Origin of the sequence: Bdellovibrio svalbardensis (assembly GCF_029531655.1) — a bacterium.
Classification (GTDB): Bacteria; Bdellovibrionota; Bdellovibrionia; order Bdellovibrionales; family Bdellovibrionaceae; genus Bdellovibrio; species Bdellovibrio svalbardensis.
In genome coordinates this window covers 497,566-515,712 of record NZ_JANRMI010000001.1, presented here as the reverse complement: position 1 = coordinate 515,712, position 18,147 = coordinate 497,566, and the positions used below count along the sequence as shown (strand labels likewise).

Annotated in this window: 20 protein-coding genes; 9 read left to right on the top strand and 11 right to left on the bottom strand. The window is 47.3% G+C overall.

From position 1 onward, the window contains the following. Nucleotides 1-12: 12 nt before the first annotated feature. Complete coding sequence (locus tag NWE73_RS02550; protein WP_277576701.1) at nt 13-834, top strand: DUF2799 domain-containing protein; 822 nt, start codon at nt 13-15, stop codon at nt 832-834. Nucleotides 835-838: 4 nt separating this feature from the next. Here the strand turns inward: NWE73_RS02550 and NWE73_RS02545 are convergent, their stop codons facing one another. Then, on the bottom strand, nt 839-2,326 hold the full coding sequence (locus NWE73_RS02545; protein WP_277576700.1) for a hypothetical protein: 1,488 nt from the start codon (nt 2,324-2,326) through the stop codon (nt 839-841). 65 nt (nt 2,327-2,391) lie between these two features. Further along, nucleotides 2,392-3,942: an ABC-F family ATP-binding cassette domain-containing protein gene (locus tag NWE73_RS02540; RefSeq protein ID WP_277576699.1), complete on the bottom strand. Its 1,551-nt coding sequence runs from the start codon at nt 3,940-3,942 to the stop codon at nt 2,392-2,394. A 153-nt stretch (nt 3,943-4,095) separates the two neighbouring features. On the opposite strand from NWE73_RS02540, the gene NWE73_RS02535 reads away from it, so the two are divergent. Continuing rightward, nucleotides 4,096-4,863, top strand: coding sequence for an SGNH/GDSL hydrolase family protein (locus NWE73_RS02535; RefSeq protein ID WP_277576698.1), 768 nt, complete (start codon nt 4,096-4,098; stop codon nt 4,861-4,863). A 59-nt stretch (nt 4,864-4,922) separates the two neighbouring features. Here the strand turns inward: NWE73_RS02535 and NWE73_RS02530 are convergent, their stop codons facing one another. From NWE73_RS02530 to NWE73_RS02490, 9 genes are all read right to left on the bottom strand, one after another. Further along, the gene (locus tag NWE73_RS02530; RefSeq protein ID WP_277576697.1) at nt 4,923-5,855 is read right to left on the bottom strand and encodes a hydroxymethylglutaryl-CoA lyase; all 933 of its coding nucleotides are present in this window, start codon (nt 5,853-5,855) and stop codon (nt 4,923-4,925) included. Nucleotides 5,856-5,859: 4 nt separating this feature from the next. Further along, nucleotides 5,860-6,240, bottom strand: a complete 381-nt coding sequence (locus tag NWE73_RS02525) for an acetyl-CoA carboxylase biotin carboxyl carrier protein subunit (protein WP_277576696.1) — start codon at nt 6,238-6,240, stop codon at nt 5,860-5,862. Beyond that, complete coding sequence (locus tag NWE73_RS02520; protein ID WP_277576695.1) at nt 6,240-7,730, bottom strand: acetyl-CoA carboxylase biotin carboxylase subunit; 1,491 nt, start codon at nt 7,728-7,730, stop codon at nt 6,240-6,242. Before NWE73_RS02520 ends, NWE73_RS02525 begins: the two co-directional genes overlap by 1 nt. 85 nt (nt 7,731-7,815) lie before the next feature. Further along, a complete protein-coding gene (locus NWE73_RS02515) occupies nt 7,816-8,289 on the bottom strand; it encodes a hypothetical protein (protein ID WP_277576694.1) in 474 nt (157 codons plus the stop codon). Next, complete coding sequence (locus NWE73_RS02510; protein WP_277576693.1) at nt 8,277-8,435, bottom strand: hypothetical protein; 159 nt, start codon at nt 8,433-8,435, stop codon at nt 8,277-8,279. The genes NWE73_RS02515 and NWE73_RS02510 overlap by 13 nt, the downstream gene beginning before the upstream one ends. A gap of 125 nt (nt 8,436-8,560) precedes the next feature. Next, entirely contained in the window at nt 8,561-9,421 is an 861-nt protein-coding gene (locus tag NWE73_RS02505; protein WP_277576692.1) for an EamA family transporter, read from the bottom strand. Further along, nucleotides 9,409-10,185, bottom strand: coding sequence for an enoyl-CoA hydratase-related protein (locus NWE73_RS02500; protein ID WP_277576691.1), 777 nt, complete (start codon nt 10,183-10,185; stop codon nt 9,409-9,411). Before NWE73_RS02500 ends, NWE73_RS02505 begins: the two co-directional genes overlap by 13 nt. Nucleotides 10,186-10,230: 45 nt before the next feature. Next, nucleotides 10,231-11,838, bottom strand: a complete 1,608-nt coding sequence (locus NWE73_RS02495; protein ID WP_277576690.1) for a carboxyl transferase domain-containing protein — start codon at nt 11,836-11,838, stop codon at nt 10,231-10,233. A gap of 56 nt (nt 11,839-11,894) precedes the next feature. Further along, the gene (locus NWE73_RS02490; RefSeq protein ID WP_277576689.1) at nt 11,895-12,518 is read right to left on the bottom strand and encodes a YiiD C-terminal domain-containing protein; all 624 of its coding nucleotides are present in this window, start codon (nt 12,516-12,518) and stop codon (nt 11,895-11,897) included. A 101-nt stretch (nt 12,519-12,619) separates the two neighbouring features. Here NWE73_RS02490 and NWE73_RS02485 point away from each other — a divergent pair, with 101 nt between their 5' ends. The 7 genes from NWE73_RS02485 (at nt 12,620) to NWE73_RS02455 (ending at nt 17,967) form a co-directional block, all read left to right on the top strand. Then, nucleotides 12,620-13,114 carry a hypothetical protein gene (locus tag NWE73_RS02485; protein ID WP_277576688.1) on the top strand — a complete coding sequence of 165 codons (495 nt, stop codon included), beginning with the start codon at nt 12,620-12,622 and terminating at the stop codon, nt 13,112-13,114. Next, entirely contained in the window at nt 13,114-14,148 is a 1,035-nt protein-coding gene (locus NWE73_RS02480; RefSeq protein WP_277576687.1) for a class I SAM-dependent methyltransferase, read from the top strand. Before NWE73_RS02485 ends, NWE73_RS02480 begins: the two co-directional genes overlap by 1 nt. 77 nt (nt 14,149-14,225) lie before the next feature. After that, a complete protein-coding gene (locus tag NWE73_RS02475; RefSeq protein WP_277576686.1) occupies nt 14,226-14,753 on the top strand; it encodes a GNAT family N-acetyltransferase in 528 nt (175 codons plus the stop codon). Nucleotides 14,754-14,950: 197 nt separating this feature from the next. Next, entirely contained in the window at nt 14,951-15,484 is a 534-nt protein-coding gene (locus NWE73_RS02470; protein ID WP_277576685.1) for a hypothetical protein, read from the top strand. A gap of 87 nt (nt 15,485-15,571) precedes the next feature. Beyond that, nucleotides 15,572-16,402, top strand: a complete 831-nt coding sequence (locus NWE73_RS02465; protein ID WP_277576684.1) for an ABC transporter ATP-binding protein — start codon at nt 15,572-15,574, stop codon at nt 16,400-16,402. Continuing rightward, complete coding sequence (locus tag NWE73_RS02460) at nt 16,353-17,171, top strand: ABC transporter permease (protein ID WP_277576683.1); 819 nt, start codon at nt 16,353-16,355, stop codon at nt 17,169-17,171. Before NWE73_RS02465 ends, NWE73_RS02460 begins: the two co-directional genes overlap by 50 nt. 1 nt (nt 17,172) lies before the next feature. Beyond that, complete coding sequence (locus NWE73_RS02455) at nt 17,173-17,967, top strand: ABC transporter permease (protein WP_277576682.1); 795 nt, start codon at nt 17,173-17,175, stop codon at nt 17,965-17,967. Nucleotides 17,968-18,147: the final 180 nt, after the last annotated feature.

The window sequence follows — 18,147 nt, the reverse complement described above, 5'->3', positions numbered from 1 at the left end:
GATCATCCTAAAATGAAACGACATCTGGCGCTTTCCACTTTCGCTCTCATTTGTTCAATCAATCTTCTTGGCTGCTCGAGCTACTTCAAAAGACAAGAATGTGAAAATATAAATTGGTTCGACCATGGTCAGAAAGTGGCTCTACGTGGTGAGTGGCTGAATGCTGATAAGACTTTGCAAGAATGTCGCAAGGCTGAAGCGAACATCAATGAAACCCAACTCGATCAGGGCTTTAAAGCAGGCATGGAGCAATACTGCACTCCCCAGAAGGCTTATCAAATCGGTAAATCGGGCGATCTGTTCTATCGCGGCCTTTGCGAAGGTCCGTCAATCAACAGCATTCTGGCGCAGCATTCACAAGGAATCCGTGATTACTGTTCTAAGGCCAACTCAGTGGCGGCAGGTGCCTCCGGCAAGAAGTACCAAAATGTTTGCCCGGCAAATTTAGAAAAAGATTTTCTTCCTGGATATCGCCGTGGGCGGAAACGCTTCGTTGACGCGCAAATTCTCGATAAGGAAAATCAGCGCCAACAAATCAATTTCACACTTTTGACCAAGCAATCTGAGCTCAACAATGTGTATGCAGAACTCAACAATCTGCAAGGACGACGCAATTTCCTTGAGATGCAAAGAAGCAACGCCTTGAGCGCACAAAACCCCACTCAAGCAGGATATATTGATGGCCAGATCAATGCTTTGTCCGGGGACATCAGCATCAAACAGAATACTGTGAATTCAAAAAATCGCGAGGTCGAAGCCCTTCGCAAACAGCAAGATCAGCTCGCGGCAGAAATTTCGAATTTCCGCGCCGAACTGCCCTCACTAGAAGAGTAATAATTTAGAGGGTGGGAACTCGAAACCACTCAATGGCGTCGACAAAGGCTTTTGGTTGATAAGCATTGGCTTGTTGGCTCCAGCGAACTTCACGCCATCCCAAACTTTTGAATGAGGGACTTTCAAGATCCCTCTTTTGGATGAATTCAAAGACATTGGCAACCTGCTCAAGCTCTGTTCTTTTCATCAACAATGACGGCAAATGGAATTGAACAAAGGACAGGCCTTTATTTTGAATGGCAAATCCTTCTGCGCCTTCAGCCAGAAACTTCTCATACTGCACTTGTTTCTTAAGGTCACAGCGATCCACAACTAAAAGCTTTTCAGTAACATCAGCATAGTCCATCACATAGCTAAAATTATAACCGCCGCACTTTTCAACAATCGTACGGTTTGCTTTGATCTGACCGAAAGAAGCTACTGGAATCGGATACCGAGATGGAAGCATCCACAAGTTTTGGCCGTCTCTCAATGCCATCTGCAACTTCGGTTGGTTCTTGGCGATCTTCTCGAAATCTTGGAAGACTTTTGAAGAATCTGTTAAAGGAACTTGGCTTACAAATAAGACGTCAAAGGCCGCTTCCGCGAAAGCGTCTTGGAACCCGCTGGTGCGAAGCTCATTTGTTAAATTCGCGACGAAACTGCGATGCGCATTTGATTCCTTGGCAACTGTAGAGCTGGAGACAAACAGATTTACATTCTTAATGGCTTCAGCAGCCTTTACCAAGGTCGTCGCAGGCACAACCCCTAAAGTTTCACTCACCATTGGCAAATGAAGGCTGTGATCCGAACGCAAGAACTGCGTGAGGTTGTTCACAAAATCAAAGCGGTCCTTCATGCTCAACTGCTTGTAAGAGCGCACCCAGCTCGACACCAACAAAGGACGAAGACTCATCTCGGTGACTTGATCTTTCAACACATTCTCGGCATCTGTGCGATTCTGACAGATCGCGAAGTGCTCGGATTGCTTCCATGAAGAATCACAATAGGCGGCGACTGACTTTAATATATAAGGCCATTTGACCTTACGAAGAGCCGTGGCCAAATGAGTATTTGGATCACCGATATCCAAGTCGCCTGATTGCAGATAAACCAAGAAGTCGGTCACGACTTCTTCCATGAGGCTTTGCTGCGCGAAAAGAGTCTCATTGCGTTCACGGTACCAGATTTTGGCCAACCCCTTCTCGAGGTGCCCAGGAGCCTCCAGAAGTTTGCTGCCGATGAAGAGCTGATGCCCTTGAATACGATAGAGATATGGATGATCCTCCATGATGGTCACTTGGATCTTTTTATAGAAAGGCTCCAAGCTCTCCAGGACCTTCTCGGTCTGTTGAATGCGCGAACCCAAGTCACGACTTTGTAGACCGAAATACTCGCTGTAGCCGGTATCTTTGTTCAAAGCACAACGGTAAATCGACTCGCTGGTTTTCCCAGCAAGCCTGTCAATTCTTTCGACAACTTTGGAATCGATACAAAGCGGCCTCTTCGTCATCTGAAGAACAACCAGGCTAAGTAGGCCAAAACACGCGAAACTAAGATATGTGAGCCAACGTGAAATCATACAAGGGGCTTAGATTGCAAAACATAGACCTCCTCAATCCCAATGTTCTTCAAGAAAACTTCATCATGGGAAACGACCAATAAAGCTCCCTGAAAACCTTGAAGCGCATCCTCAAGGACCTCAAGGCTTGCGATATCCAAGTTATTGGTTGGTTCATCTAAGATCAAAAACTGCGGAGAGGGCGAGGCCAATAAGATTTTAGCCAATGCCGCTTTGAGCTTTTCTCCCCCACTTAAGGAATCCACCTGTTGATGAACTTGCTCCCCAACAAACTGAAATCGTGCAAGCTCGTTGCGAATCTCCGTCAGTGTTCGTTGTGTAGAACTCAAAACATTTTCCAACACCGACTTGTCCTTGTCCAAAACCGAGTACTGCTGATCCAGGTAGGCAGTGGGAAGGTCCCCTCTCTTCATCGAACCGACATAGCTCCCTGACGGATTTACCCCCTCACTGAGCAGAAGACTGATGAGAGTGGACTTGCCCGCTCCATTCACCCCCGCCAGAGCCCACCGCCTTGGTCCTTTCATCACCAGGTTGATTTCTTCCTTCCATAGACAATGGGCTACAGAGACAAATTGGAAATTGAATTTTTCAAAGGCGAAAACCAACTTGCCAAGAGGAATCGCCGTTTCGGGAAGATTCAAACCCAGAGCGCTTTCTAACTTCATTCCTGAATAGAATTGTGAAAATTCATCTCGCGCATTTTCCACACGCTTATCCTCATGGCTATGAATGCGCCCGCGCGTTTCCTGAGCCTGTCTTTTCAAAGCGCCAATAAGAATTCTTGGCAGTCCACCTTTGGCCGCCTTCGCAGCGCCCGCCCTCATTCTTTTTTCTTGAGAAGAAACTTTTTGATAGTGTTCGCGCTCGAGCTTCTTCTTCTCGCGACGAAGTCGATCTAATGTTTCACTCTGCAGCGCTCGCTCCGCTGACTTTTCTTGCTGATAGAACGAATAATTGCCGCCATACGATGACAGTCCCTGATTGGAAAGCTCCAGAATGCACTCAACCTCTTCAAGCAAAAGACGATCATGACTGATCACCAGCAAAGTCCCTTGGTAGCCGCGGACGAACTCCTGAATCTGAGCTCGAGCTTCCTGATCGAGATTGTTGGTCGGTTCATCCAATATTAAAAGACCTGCATCCAACATCAGAGCCTGCGCGATGCGAACTCTGGTCCACTCCCCGCCACTTAACACAGAAAGAGGTTTTTCAAAAGACAGCCCCTCCAAGAGAGGCCCCCACACTTGAGGGTCTGCAAATGGGCTCTCCCAAAGGTCTGCCAAATACTCAGCCACGGTCACTAAAGGTCGCTCACTGTCTTGGCGCAAATACGTGACCTTGTTGGAGATCCGCAGCTCGCCTTCGGAATGAGAGTTTTCACCAGCTAAGATTTTCGCCAGAGTGGACTTGCCAACACCATTAGGACCTACAAGGCCATAGCGTGATGAATTCAAGGTGAATGATATGTCAGAAAAGAGCTTTCTTCCCTGCGGAAGCTCAAAGCCCAAGGACCTTGCGGTCACTTGAAATAAATTGTTATGCATAGATATATCCGTCAATGATCCAGAAGGATCAGAATTTGGTTCTTAAAATAGGAAGTAAGACGGATATTATTTTCTCATAGACGTCTGGTTTAGCACCGGACTGTTTCAGTATACTTGAAGTCTGCTGCAGTTTACAAGACACTTAAATTACCTATGAAATATTCGGCACTTATCATCTTTTTCATAAGCTCTGCGGTCTTCGCCAATGTTGAAACACTCATCATCGGTGACTCCCATGTCGTGGGTCCCTTCGGCGAAAATATGCATAAAATCTTTCGCACTAAAACCAAAGAAGACACGCGCACGCTTGGACTGGCTGGCGCCTCACCAAGCAATTTTGTCGCGGCTAATGCCAAACAACGCACCCTCAGTTATGGCTTTGCTGATCGCAATAACGAAAACGAAAGACTGATCAAAGGTGGAACCGCAGCTGAACTTCCAGAGCTAGGTCCCTTGTTGGCAAAAACAAACCCCAATCGCATCGTCATCGAGCTGGGTGACAACTTCGCGGACTACCGCAACCCTTCTGCAAACTCAGATGCCTCCGCAAAGAAACAAGTGCAGTTGATTATTTCAGAACTGGAAAAGCAAAATTCAAAAGCCACTTGCTATTGGGTGACTCCCACTTGGACAGATAAATCCGGAAGCAAGCCTTATCAAAAAACCAATGAGCGACTTGTGAAGCTGATCGACATTATTAAGAAGACAGCCTCGCCTCGCTGTACCGTCATCGACAGCGCCAATGGCATTGGCCTTCAGCAAAGCGATATCAAAACAGGTAGTGATGGCTTGCATTTCGATGGAACAAACGGAAAGAAATGGGCTGAAGCGGCAGCGAATAAAATCTTCGAAATAGAAAAAGCAAAACAGTCCGGCACCAAATCCGCACCAGCAGACAAGACTTCATCAGCAATCAAATAGAGAAGAGTAGTCCAACTAACGCCGTGAGCCTCAAAAAGGTACGGCGTACCTCACCGTACTTAAACTTTACCGAGGGGTTTTAGTCTGCCGACTTTACCGACTTTGGAAGGAAGAGGATGCTGAATTTTTTCAGCGATCCATGGATTGATTTCAAGCAGCTTATCGAGATTCAAGCCTGTCTTTACGCCCATTCCGTGAAGCATGTACACGACATCTTCTGTCGCCACGTTGCCTGTCGCACCCGGAGCATAAGGGCAACCACCAAGACCGCCAAGGCTGGTATCAAACACTGTGATACCTAAATCATAAGCCGCAAGAATATTGGCCAAAGCCTGCCCGCGAGTGTCATGGAAATGTCCTGCGAGCTTTTTAGCTGGAACCACTTTTTTTAGTTTCTTAAATAAAGAACGAACTTGGCCAACATCAGCCACACCAATGGTGTCTCCAATTGAAAGCTCATACACGCCAAGCTTATGCATGCGTTGAGCCAGCTTAACCACTTTGGCTTCCGACACTTTGCCTTCGAATGGACAACCAAAACAAGTCGACAAGTAACCACGCACTTTGATTTTATGCTTCTTCGCCAAAGCCATTACCGGTGCGAAACGTTGAAAGCTTTCCTCAATAGAACAATTGATATTCTTTTTAGAAAAGGATTCAGAACAAGCCGCGAAGATCGCAACTTCCTTCACGCCACTTTGAATCGCATCTTGCAGCCCACGCTCATTGGGAACCAAAACTGACAGCTCGGCCTTCTTGGAAAGCTTTCCCACCTTTTGCAAAGCAAAAGTCTTAGCCAATACATCAGCAGTCCCCGCCATTTGCGGAACCCAAGTTGGAGAAACAAATGAGCCAATTTCGACTCGCTTTGTTCCCGCGTCAATCAGTCGTTTTGCAAACTCAACACGCGTGTCTGCATCCAAAACGGTTTTCTCGTTTTGAAGTCCGTCACGAAGTCCCATTTCCACAATAACGACTGAACTCTTTTTCATAGGCTTACTTTTCGGCAGAAGGTTTGATTTTCACAAGGGCTTTTCCCAAAGCCACCTGATCACCAACCGCGCATGAAATTGAATCAATTGTACCATCGATTTCGCACTTCAAGGTGTACTCCATTTTCATGGCTTCCATCACCAGGACCGCCTGACCAACCTTCACCGCAGTGCCAGATTGCACAAGAAGCTTGGTCACCTTGCCCGGCATCGGAGCAGAAACCGTATCTGAAGAACCACCAGCGCCGGCCTTTTTACGAGACTTTTGTCCAGTGCCTGAATCCATTGTAAATGTACGACCATTTACATGAACCCACAAAGTTCCCTTCATGAGTTGCGCTTGGGCTTTATGATCAACTCCGTCGATTCTAACTTTTACTTCCATTAGATACCTCTCCAGAAAGATGACCATGGAGATGTTGCCATCGCCGCCTCAGAAGCTCCACCACCGCGAAGTTGCAATAAAGCTCCTTCAGCAATTTTCTTTTCTGTTTCAGACAAAGCCGGTTCTTTCAAAGCTTCAGCAAAATATGTCTCAATGAATCGAGTCGTCATGGTGCCCATCACAAATTCTTTGTGAGACAGAATTTCAATCAAATATGGAATATTCGTGTGCACACCGAAAACCACGGAGTCTTTCAACACGCGGATCATTTTTTGAATCGCACGCGGACGATTCTCATCCCAAACAATCACTTTCGCGATCATCGGGTCGTAGAATGGCGTGATCACATCACCCTGATCAAATCCATACTCATAACGGCGCCCGGGTCCTTCCGGCCATTCAACATGTCCCAACAAACCTGTCGAAGGCACGCCACCCATAAAAGGATTCTCTGCGTAGATACGACATTCAATGGAGTGACCACGTGGAATGCGTACCTGTTTTGGATCATGTATGAAATCGCCCTGAGCCGTCAGGATTTGCATTTTCACCAAATCAACGCCCATAACTTCTTCAGTCACCGGATGCTCAACCTGCAAACGCGTATTCACTTCAAGCAGATAAAACTCACCATCTTGAAGCAGGAATTCCACCGTGCCCGCACCTTTGTACTTTCCAACGGTGGCAATCGCGCAAGCGGCTTCACCCATGCGACGGCGCAAATCATCAGTCAATGAAGGCGATGTCGCCTCTTCGATAATTTTTTGATGACGACGTTGCACCGAACACTCACGGTCAAAGAAATGAATCACCTGGCCGGAACTGTCGCCGAAGATTTGGAACTCAATGTGCTTGGCACGATCCAGGTATTTCTCTAGAAAAACTTTTGGAGACCCAAAGGCTGACTGAGCTTCCCTTTGCGCGGATTCAATCAACTCGGCCGCGTCTGCAGAGTTTGTGATCAACTTCATACCGCGACCACCGCCACCAGCTGCTGCTTTGACGATGACAGGGTAACCAATTTTTTCAGCCTGTTGAATCAAATGGGCAACTTCTTGGTTCTCACCTTGATAGCCAGGCACCAACGGCAGTCCTGCTTTTTTCGCAAGCTCTTTACAGTGAACCTTGTCACCCAAAGAGCGAATAGATTCCGCGGAGGGGCCAATGAAGGTCATTCCAGCTTTTTCAACCGCTTCTGCGAAGTCAGCATTCTCAGATAAGAAACCAAAGCCTGGGTGAATTGCTTGGGCACCCGCTGCTAAAGCTCCGTTCACATTCGCAGGAATGCTCAGATAGCTTTCCGCAGTCGGCGCGGGGCCGATGCAAATAGTTTTCGTCGCCATTCTGTATGCGCGAGAGTTGATATCGGCTTCAGAATGTAGCAGGACTGTTTCAATCCCCAGCTCTTCACAAGCTTTGATGATTCGAACCGCAACTTCCCCACGGTTTGCAATAGCGATACGACTGAATTTACCAGGCATTTTTGTCATGGTGCAAAAGCTCCAATTTTAAGAGCTTTTACCTATAAACTTGAATGCCTTGGAAGGCAATTGCCAAGGGCCTTTCACGCTGTCTTTAGAACCACTGGTGCGTGGCGGCAATGAACTGCGAACTTGCCCCAATTACAATCGAGGCCGTCACAAGTACTCGCCAATCGCGATAGAACGCCAAGAGCGCGAAAGCCGCCAACAGCAGAAGCGAGCCTTCGATTCTTCCGTCCACAAGAAAGACCAACAAGGCCGCCATGAGCACCTGAGCAATGGCCACCACATGCCGGGTGATCTCTTCCCCCGCGTGCACCAGCGCAAACGCTGAGGCCACAAAAGTCAACGCACCACCAAAGAACAAGGTCATCCAAATGTTGGTATGAAGGACTGCCTCCATTCCCTTGTAAGCCGGAGGTGACAAGAAGACTGAACAAATGATCGCCAAGGCCCATTGCCCTAGCATCAACATCGCAAAGCGATTGTCCGTTTCTTTGAATGTCTTTGAGCATGAAGAATTGAAAGTTACCAGAATGACTGAGCTTAATTCTCTTATTCCTTCCACACGAACCCCGTTTTGGTAAAAACCGAAGGTTCCATGTAAAAGGCAAGACGGCGCAACGAGCGATGCGCATCTTCGGCAAATTGTTTTTTCTTTTGATTATGAAAAAAGCCCAATACCGAAAGCGCACCAGACAGGGCCAAATCCATCTGTATGATGTTTGACCTGTTCATAGATTACTTCTCGGCAATAGCTTTTTTATTCTTGATATACTCACATAAATAAATTGCGGAGTATCACCTTGCGACGAAATAAATCTCGGAATATGACGAGCTCAAGTTTGAGGTGGCGGAGTCACGTTGTGAGCTGTTAAAGAGCTGCCCGCAGAAGCCGCCATCACACAAAAGATCGCCAGCCACTGAGTCCCATTCAAGTTCTCGCTTAAAAACAGAAGCCCCATCAAAGCTGCAAACGCCGGCTCCAAACTCATCAAAACACCAAATGTTTTCTCGGGGATGCTTCGTAAAGCCATCATCTCAAGTGAATAAGGAAGTGCACTGGACAAAATTGCCACAAAGAACGCCATCATCCAGATCTTTCCATCAAGCTCAGCAAAATGAACATGGCTTAAGGATGTCGGCGTCACTGTTAAAGCCGCAACGAACATCCCCAACGCTGTGGCTTTGCCTCCGATAATATGCTCTCCGACTTTTTTTGCAAAAATAATATAGAGCCCCCAGCAAACGCCGGCAGCTAGAGCAAACAAAACTCCGAGCAAATCAATACTCTGTGAAAAATCTGTATGAGGAAGAATGAGAATAATTCCTGCAGCCGCCAACAAAGCCCAAAGGAAATCCCGGGCCTTTCTAGACGCAAACAAGGCGACAGATAAAGGCCCCACGAACTCAAGGGCCACTGCCACACCCAATGGAATGCGTTCGAGAGCCAGATAGAAAAGCAGATTCATGGCTCCGAGGGACATCCCATAAAGAACCACCGCAAAAATTGCTTTCCTGGACAGCCCCTGTTTCCACGGTCGATAGACAGCAAGCAATAACAAGGCAGAGATCCAAACCCGCAGGAAAGTTGTCGCCTCAGGTCCAATCGCGGGAAACAGCTGCTTGGCAAAAGTCGCCCCACCTTGAATGGACAGAATCGCAATGAAAACCCAAATTATGGACTTTAATTTCTCCACGAAGGCTCACGCTTTTCAAGGAAAGCCTTTAATCCTTCTTGACCTTCAGAGCTGGCACGACGTTCAGCTATCAATGTTGAGGTGCGATCGCGAAGTTGCTCCCACGACAGACGATCAATATCATTCAGAAGCTTTTTCGTTTCACGAACGGCTTCAGAACCGCATTGCTTGTAGTTATGAATAATCTTTTGCACAGCTGTGTGACCTTCTCCAGCCGGCACCACTTCATTGATCAAGCCCGCTTGCTGGGCGATATGAGGATTGAACACCACTGCTGAAAGCATCAAAGGACGAACTTTTCCCGGAACTGTTTTCCGAGCGACAAAAGCACTGATCACCGCAGGGGCAATTCCCAGCTTCACTTCACTAAAACAAAATTGTGTGCCTTCTTCCGCCACCACTTCATCGCAAGCTGCGATCAACCCCAGGGCACCACCAAAGGCTGCGCCATGGACCATTCCAATTACGGGAAGCGCACACTTTGCAATCGCCTCGAACATCATAAAAAGCTTCAAAGAGTCTTCGCGATTTTGATGGAAAGTGAAGTTCACCATCTCCTTCATCCAGTTTAGATCCGCACCGGCACAGAAGGATTTGCCTTCACCTTGCAAAACCACTGCACGCAAATCATGACGATGATTGAAGGAATGGAAAGTCTGAGTGATTTCATGAATCATCTCTGGATTGAAGGCATTACGCACATCAGGCCTATTGAGCTTCACATAGGCCACAAGATCCAATTCTGTCACAGTTAAAAAACTCATATACATCCCATCCAAAAACTATTTTAAACCAGAGCGAAAGCAAGCCTACATACGGAACACGCCTTGAGTTTTATCTCCCCAAGACTTGTTCAGACTTGCTGCAATTCCCAAAGCCAAAACTCTGCGAGTGTCTGCAGGATCAATGATACCATCATCCCAAAGACGCGCGGATGAATAATACGCTGAACTTTCGTGCTCGTATTTTTCCAAGGTCGGACGCTTGAACTCCGCTTGAGCCGCGGCATCCATATTTTGTCCTTTAGCAGCCATCTGATCCATTTTTACTGTCAAAAGAACATTCGCTGCCTGCTCGCCACCCATCACGCTGATCTTCGCGTTCGGCCACATCCACATTTGGCGAGGTTGGTAAGCGCGACCACACATACCGTAGTTACCAGCTCCGTAAGAACCGCCAATGACCACCGTAAATTTAGGCACATGCGCATTCGAAACAGCCATCACCATTTTGGCGCCGTGTTTCGCAATACCTTCCGTTTCATATTTCTTACCGACCATGAAGCCGGTGATGTTCTGCAAGAAGATCAATGGCACTTCACGCTGTTCGCAAAGCTCGATAAAGTGAGCCGCCTTCTGCGCGCTTTCGCTGAACAACACACCGTTGTTCGCGATAATTCCCACAGGCATTCCCCAGATATGAGCAAAGCCAGTGACCAAAGTTTTTCCATACAAAGCTTTGAACTCATGAAATCTGGAGCCATCCACCAAACGTGCAATGATTTCGCGAACGTCAAAGGGAACACGGCTGTCTTTAGGGATCACGCCGTAAATTTCTTTTGAATCAAACAACGGCTCTTCAATAGGAAGCATTTTCAACTGAACCACTTTTTTATGATTCAAGTGCGCTACGATTGAACGTGTGATCTCAACCGCATGCTGATCATCTTCTGCGAAATGATCTGTCACCCCTGATTGCTCACAGTGAACAGCGGCACCACCAAGTTCTTGGGCATCAACCACTTCACCGGTTGCTGCTTTGACCAAAGGAGGTCCTCCCAAGAAGATCGTACCATTTTCTTTAACGATCACCGTTTCATCACTCATCGCCGGCACATAAGCTCCGCCGGCTGTGCAGGAACCCATGACCACCGCAATTTGCGGAATGTTCGCCGCAGACATACGCGCTTGATTGTAGAAAATTCTTCCGAAGTGATCACGATCAGGGAAGACATCCGCTTGCATCGGCAAGAAAGCGCCACCGGAATCGACCAGATAAATACATGGCAAACCATTTTCAAAAGCGATCTCTTGAGCGCGAAGATGCTTCTTCACAGTCATTGGGAAGTATGTTCCACCCTTGACAGTCGCATCGTTGGCAACAATCACGCATTCTGTTCCATGAACCACACCGATTCCCGTAACAACTCCAGCACCAGGAGCTTGGCCTTCATACATATCCCAAGCTGCCAAAGTGGAAAATTCCAAGAAAGCAGTTCCGCCGTCAACCAGCGCTTCGATACGCTCACGCGCCGTCATTTTACCGCGGGCTTTGTGCTTCTTCGTAGCATCTGCCCCGCCACCTTGTTTTACGAGGTCGACTCTTTCGCGCCATTCTTTAACAACTGAAAGCATCGCCTCTTGATTGGCTTTGAAGTCCGCAGAACCTGTATCGATATGACTTTCTAAAATTTCCATAAAACCTTTTCTAATCAACTTTGCGAATAACTAAAACAAACTCTTCCGACCAACTTTTATGTGAGCGCGGGAGTGTGTTTGAATTTCAATTGAAAAATAATTCCACCAACGGCCTGGTCATGCTCATCAAAAACTTTTACTTCCGCTTCGGCCGAAGTCTCGCGCTGATCGCGAAGCTCTGCCAGAACAACTTCGCGAGTTGTCTCTGGAAGTTCCATACGCAAGCGACACTCAGTATTTTGAACTTTAAAGAAGTCCGCCTCAATGCGAGTCACTGTGATTTCGAAATTTCCCAATGGAGCATGACGCATCCACAAGAGCTTCGCCGCCTCAATGGCCGCGGTCGTAATCGCACCTTCATGCATTGTATTTGCGTCATTTAAATTTCGCGTGCGCGCCGGCACAACCATCTCAACTTGTGTGTCTGATAAGCGAGAAATTCTCAGCCCCATCCCCGCAGAGAAAGGACGAACGATATCAAGCGCATAACTCAAAGCAGCATGCGAAGCCTTCGGGGAGACTTCCTCGAGCAAAGCCGCCAAATCTGCGGCGCTCAAGCGAATGCCACGATCTTCAAGCTGAGTTTTTAGGCCATCTTTGGCGTGCTGAAGCTGCTGATGCAGATTTTGTTCCAGCTCAATCCCCTTTGACATTAAGATTGTCAGCCATTGTTGGTTCATGAGATATCCTCTCTGTGCGAGCGTTGAAAAAAACCAAATATCATGCTCGGATTAAGATGTCAGTTTTATCACACTGAGTAAATAGAGAGAGGACTCTTCGTATGAAGAAAATTGTAAGCCTTGTTGTTTTCATCGCTGCTTTGATTTGGACTTGGAATGTTGTTCATACAACTGAGGCAATTGGCTTCGAGACGCACTCCGGCATTCAAGTTAAATTGGCTGAACTTATCAAGGACACTTTGGCTTCAAAGAAACCTCACGCCAAAGACCTTACGATCCAAAGACTTTGGACTGAAACTATGACGGACAACAAAGTTCGCGCGGTGTTTTCTTACAGATTTGTGGACTTTTCTGAGGGCGGCGAAGCTCTTGAGCAAGTGATCGAAGGCGAAGCTATTCTTCACCGCGAACCTTCTGAAGATTCAAAAGTTGATAAATGGACTTTGCAATCCGTGAAAACAACTAACGACTTCGTTACATTCACTGAGGGCTCCACGGTCACTCCTGGTGGTGACACTCAAGTTCCAGCAACAACCCCAGCAACACCGGCTCCAAGTGAAGCCCCTGCTGATACTCACGGAACTGAACAACACTAATGGCAATTCCCACTCAATTCGTTCAAATTGATGAAGAAGGTTACGGAGTCAGCCGCGAGCTGCGCATCCAAGACTCTCGAGTGGGATCTGAGCTTCTAAAAAATCTACAAGTCCACGCCGGCGGAACTCTGCTGAGTACTTTCGGCGGAACCCCCGTCATCGTCGAAGCCTTCGACGAGCCTTTGATTGCCCAGCAAATTTATCTTGAAGGAAAAACCTGGCAAATTCATGGCCTCTACGGCACTGAATTTAATTTCCAGCTTGAGTCACTTTCCCTAGATGAGTGGGATCGTTTCCACGGTTACACTGAAAAAAATGTTCCTTTCGTGATGTCGCGAAAAGCCCAGGCCGAGTTCTTCAATATGCTTGAAGAGTTTGACGATGAAAGCATCACTTTCGATGGCAAAGTTTATCAAATTCCTCCCTATTGGGACGATACGCCCGAAATTGAAAAAGAAACTTTCTGGAGCAAGTCTTATCAAAACGACAACAACCCCGGTTGGAATTTAGGCGAACCTGCGGAAGCCTTGAAAGACATGTTGCCGCGTCTGAAGATCTCACGTTCGCGCATTCTGGTTCTGGGTTGCGGCGAAGGCCACGACGCTGCGATGTTTGCAGCCGCAGGTCATGTCGTGACGGCCGTGGATATTTCTCCTCTGGCACTTGAGCGCGCCAAAAAACTATACGGCCACATGGAAAATTTGAAGTTTATGGAAGCCGACTTGTTCGACCTCCCACGCAGCTTCGACAAATCTTTCGATGTTGTCTTCGAACACACTTGTTATTGCGCGATCAACCCAAGCTTACGCCAAGATCTGGTCAAAGTCTGGAACCGCGTTCTTGCCGACGGCGGCCACCTCATGGGTGTCTTCTTCACCTTCGAAAAACGCCAGGGCCCACCTTTCGGCGGCACAGAATGGGAACTCCGCCAACGCCTCAAAAACAATTACCAGCCCATTTTCTGGGGCCGCTGGCAAAAATCAGTTCCCAACCGCCAAGGCAAAGAGTTATTCATCTACTGCACTAAAAAATAAGGGTGCCTGCCGTTTTCTCGGAAAAGGTGCCTGCCATCTTTTTGGGTCTACAGCGCAGCATTTTATTGAGAGGTTCTATGCATATTGAATTTACACAAGCTGATGAGAGTCATGTTGATGCCATCGTTACGTTGGTGAATTCCGCTTATCGCGGCGACAGCTCCAAAAAAGGTTGGACGACCGAAGCAGATTTGCTTGGCGGACAACGTGTTGATTCTGAAAGTATTATTGCCGCACTCACAAGAGACAACTCGACAATTCTAATTGCTCAAGATGAGGACGACGATGACAAATTAGTTGGCTGCGTTCATCTGGAGCAGCACGAAAACAAGTGCTACTTAGGCATGCTCACCGTCGATCCTACTCTTCAGAAAAAAGGAATCGGCCGCATGTTGGTTCAAGAGAGTGAGGCCTTCGCCCAATTCTGGGATTGCACTCAAATCTATATGACCGTGATCTCAGTTCGCAAAGAGCTTATCGCCTGGTATGAAAAGCTCGGCTTCCGCAACACCGGCGAAAAGCGCCCTTTCCCTTATGGCGACGAACGCTTCGGCCAACCCAAAGTCGACAACCTCGAATTCGTCATCCTCGAAAAGAAAATCTAAAAAGTACCTGCTTCTTTTTCGGAAAATGAAGCAGGCACTCTTAAAATTGATGCGGTGTAGACCCAAAAAGATGACAGGCACCTTTTCCGAGAAAACGGCAGGCACCCTTTGGTATGCGTGGGGTGTATATTAACTTCTTGGGTATGTATTAAAAGATCTTTTGTTTTGGGGCTATGGTTCTTAACAAGAGGTGTGTTATGGGCGTGAAATTCTTTGCAGCAGTGGTTTTGAGCGTTTTGGTGTCTCCTTTTGCCATGGCCGATAAAATGGGTCCTCAAGGGGATAAATTTTATGAAGAGGCTGCTCACTTCACAAATGCTTGCTCTGACAAAACTTGCAAAGCTCCCTACAGTTTTGCGGTTCTGTATAATCAAAAAACGAAATCAACTAAATTGCCGGCTGTTCTAAAAGACCAATTGAAAAAGGTCGCATGGGAGCAAGCGCAAATCTGGGGCGACACGATCCTTGAAGGTGACTACACTTCTTCTGGCTACACTCGTTTGGATTTGGTAACTGCTTTTTATAAGGATCAAAAACTCGTGGGCTACACCATCCAGTACTCTGAAAAAGCTTGGTACACAGGTGAGTGTGATTACGATGGAACTCGCGACACACTGAAAGGCTGCCAAGAAGGTCGTATTTCTGAGGTCAGCTATGTTTCCCCGGATCTCAAAACATTCTTCACCGATGAAGATAAGCACGCTGACTTTGCAAGTGAAGAAATTCTCTAATTTTATTCTGTTAAAATTCATGGCGCTTGTCTAAAAGCGCCATACAAAAAGCTACGACTTTCTTAGAACTTCGCTATACTCGCCCGCATGTCGTTCGTAATCGAAACCAAAGATCTTTCCCGCGTCTATCAGACTTATCAAAAGCCTGAAGGCTTTTTGAATTCACTGCGTGGATTCTTCAATAGAAAATACGTCAACAAAGTCGCTCTGGACAAGACCACCTTGTCTATTGAGCCGGGCCAAATCATCGGCCTGGTCGGCGCCAATGGCGCAGGCAAAACCACTTTGCTGAAAATGCTTTCCGGCTTGGTCACGCCAACCAGCGGTGACGCCACTGTTTTGGGTTACAAGCCATGGGAACGCAAAAATGAATTCCTCAGTCAGATCAGCATTCTTCTCGGGCAAAAGAATCAACTTTGGTGGGATATCTCCCCGGCGGACTCTTATGCTTTGCTCGCACGCATCTATGACCTTGAGCCTGAAGCAGCCAGAAAGCGCGTGGCTTACCTGGCCGAGATGCTTCAATGCTCGCATGTCTTGAATACCCAATTGCGTCGCCTCAGCCTTGGCGAACGCATGAAGATGGAAATCATCGGGGCCCTTTTGCATGAGCCAAAAGTATTGTTCCTCGACGAACCCACCATCGGTCTTGATATCGTTGCCCAGGAAACTATCCGTGAGTTCCTTGATCAATACGTCAAAGATAAAGGTCCCACTATCATTCTTACCAGCCACTATATGGACGACATTGCCAAACTGGCGAACAAGCTCTTGCTGATTTCAAAAGGCAATATCGTTTACCAAGGCACAGTGAAAGAATTCGTAAAAAAAGCCAACACAGGTATGGCTGAAAATGAAGAGGTCGATTTTGAAGAGGTCATACACCGTTTTTTGGAAACGGAATCTCGCGTTCGCTAAGCTCGCGATTGTTTCCAATCTTGAGTATAGACTAAATTACTTCGTCGATGCTGTTGTGCAACCGACGCTGACTACGGGGATTGAAATCCTTCTGTGGTTTGCAGTCTTTCGTGGTGCGCAGACAACTGAAATTGCAGGTTTCACCCGCGAATACTATTTGTCATATGCACTTTGGGGCGCATTCTTTGCTCGTATCTGCACCAGCTGGATGTATGAATCCCGCATGATTCAAGAAATTGACTCGGGCTCAATCAACAGTCTGCTGACCCGGCCCATGAGTTACTATGAATATTATTTCTCACAGTTGATGGGATATAAATTCATCACGACGATCGTGTCGATGATCATCCCCCTCATGGCCATTGGAATCTTCGAACTTCCAACCAAATTCGCACGGCTGCCAATGGCGTTTGCCTTGGAATTCTATTATTTGATCCTCGTGCATTCGATCAGTTTCGTTATCGCTTCCTGCGCGTTTTATCTGAACAAAGTCTACTCCTTCACCGCTGCAAAAAACTTGGCGCTGTGGCTGCTTACCGGAGAACTCTTCCCTTTGGATTTGATGCCAGAGCCTTTTAAATCTTTTGTCATCGCTCTGCCCTTCAGCGCCGGAGTTTATGTTCCTGTGGGCTATCTCACAGGACGCCTGGAAATCGCCTCGATCTACCAATCTTTCATCTCTGTGACGATTGGTATCGTCGTTGTGAATCTTCTTGGCGCTTGGATGTGGAAAAAAGGTTTGAACGTATATACAGGAACGGGAGCGTAGCGTGAGTCACATCATCAAATACCTTCGCTTGTACCTAGCCATGTTCCGCGCCAGCTTCATCGCGGACCTTGAGTATCGCGCAAATTTTGTGACACGCGTGATGACCGATATTTTCTGGTACATCGCCCAAGTCGTGACCTTCGAGGTGCTTTTCACACATACCAAATTAATCGGTGGATGGAATCTCCCGCAGATGCGCGTTTTCCTGGGCGTTGTCTTTATGGTCGACGCACTCTACATGATTATCTTGTCTGAAAATCTGGATCAGTTTTCTGAAAAGGTTCGCAAAGGAGATCTCGATCTGCTGCTTGCGAAACCCGTCAACTCGCAGTTCATGATCAGTCTGCAAAAAGCTTCAACTCCCGCGATTGGCAACCTTTGCATCGCTATCACCTGGTTCATCTACAGCATTTTGCAGCTGCCAGATTTCGAATGGATTCGCCTTCTTTGGTTAATCATTTTGGTTCCTTGTGGTTTGATCGCCTTGTATGCCATGCGTTTTGTTATGGCCTCCACGGCCGTGATTTTTGCTCGCTCAGAAAATCTTCAATTTATCTGGTATCAAATTTATCGTTTGGGCATGCGCCCTGATTCGATCTATGTCCCTTGGTTGAAGTGGACTTTGCTCACGGCACTTCCGGTCGGAGTCATTGCCAGCGTTCCTGCGCGTGCGCTCTTAGAGCCGCCTCAATGGGGCTTGATTGCTTGGGTTATCGTCCTTGCGGGAATTCTTCTGTTTATCACCAACAAATTCTGGCGCTTTGCTTTGCGCTTCTACTCGAGCGCAAGTTCTTAAAAAACCGACTCTGGTGACGTCGATTCAAGACTTCATCAGAGTGACAATCAGAGACCCCTGTCAAAAGAATAGACACTCAGCCCCTCTTCACGACCGGCTAAAAGCACCCCACCCTGGAGCAAGTTTTGTAATACCAACTTACATGCTTAAACTCCTTCAACTCTTTTGTTTTCTGGCTCT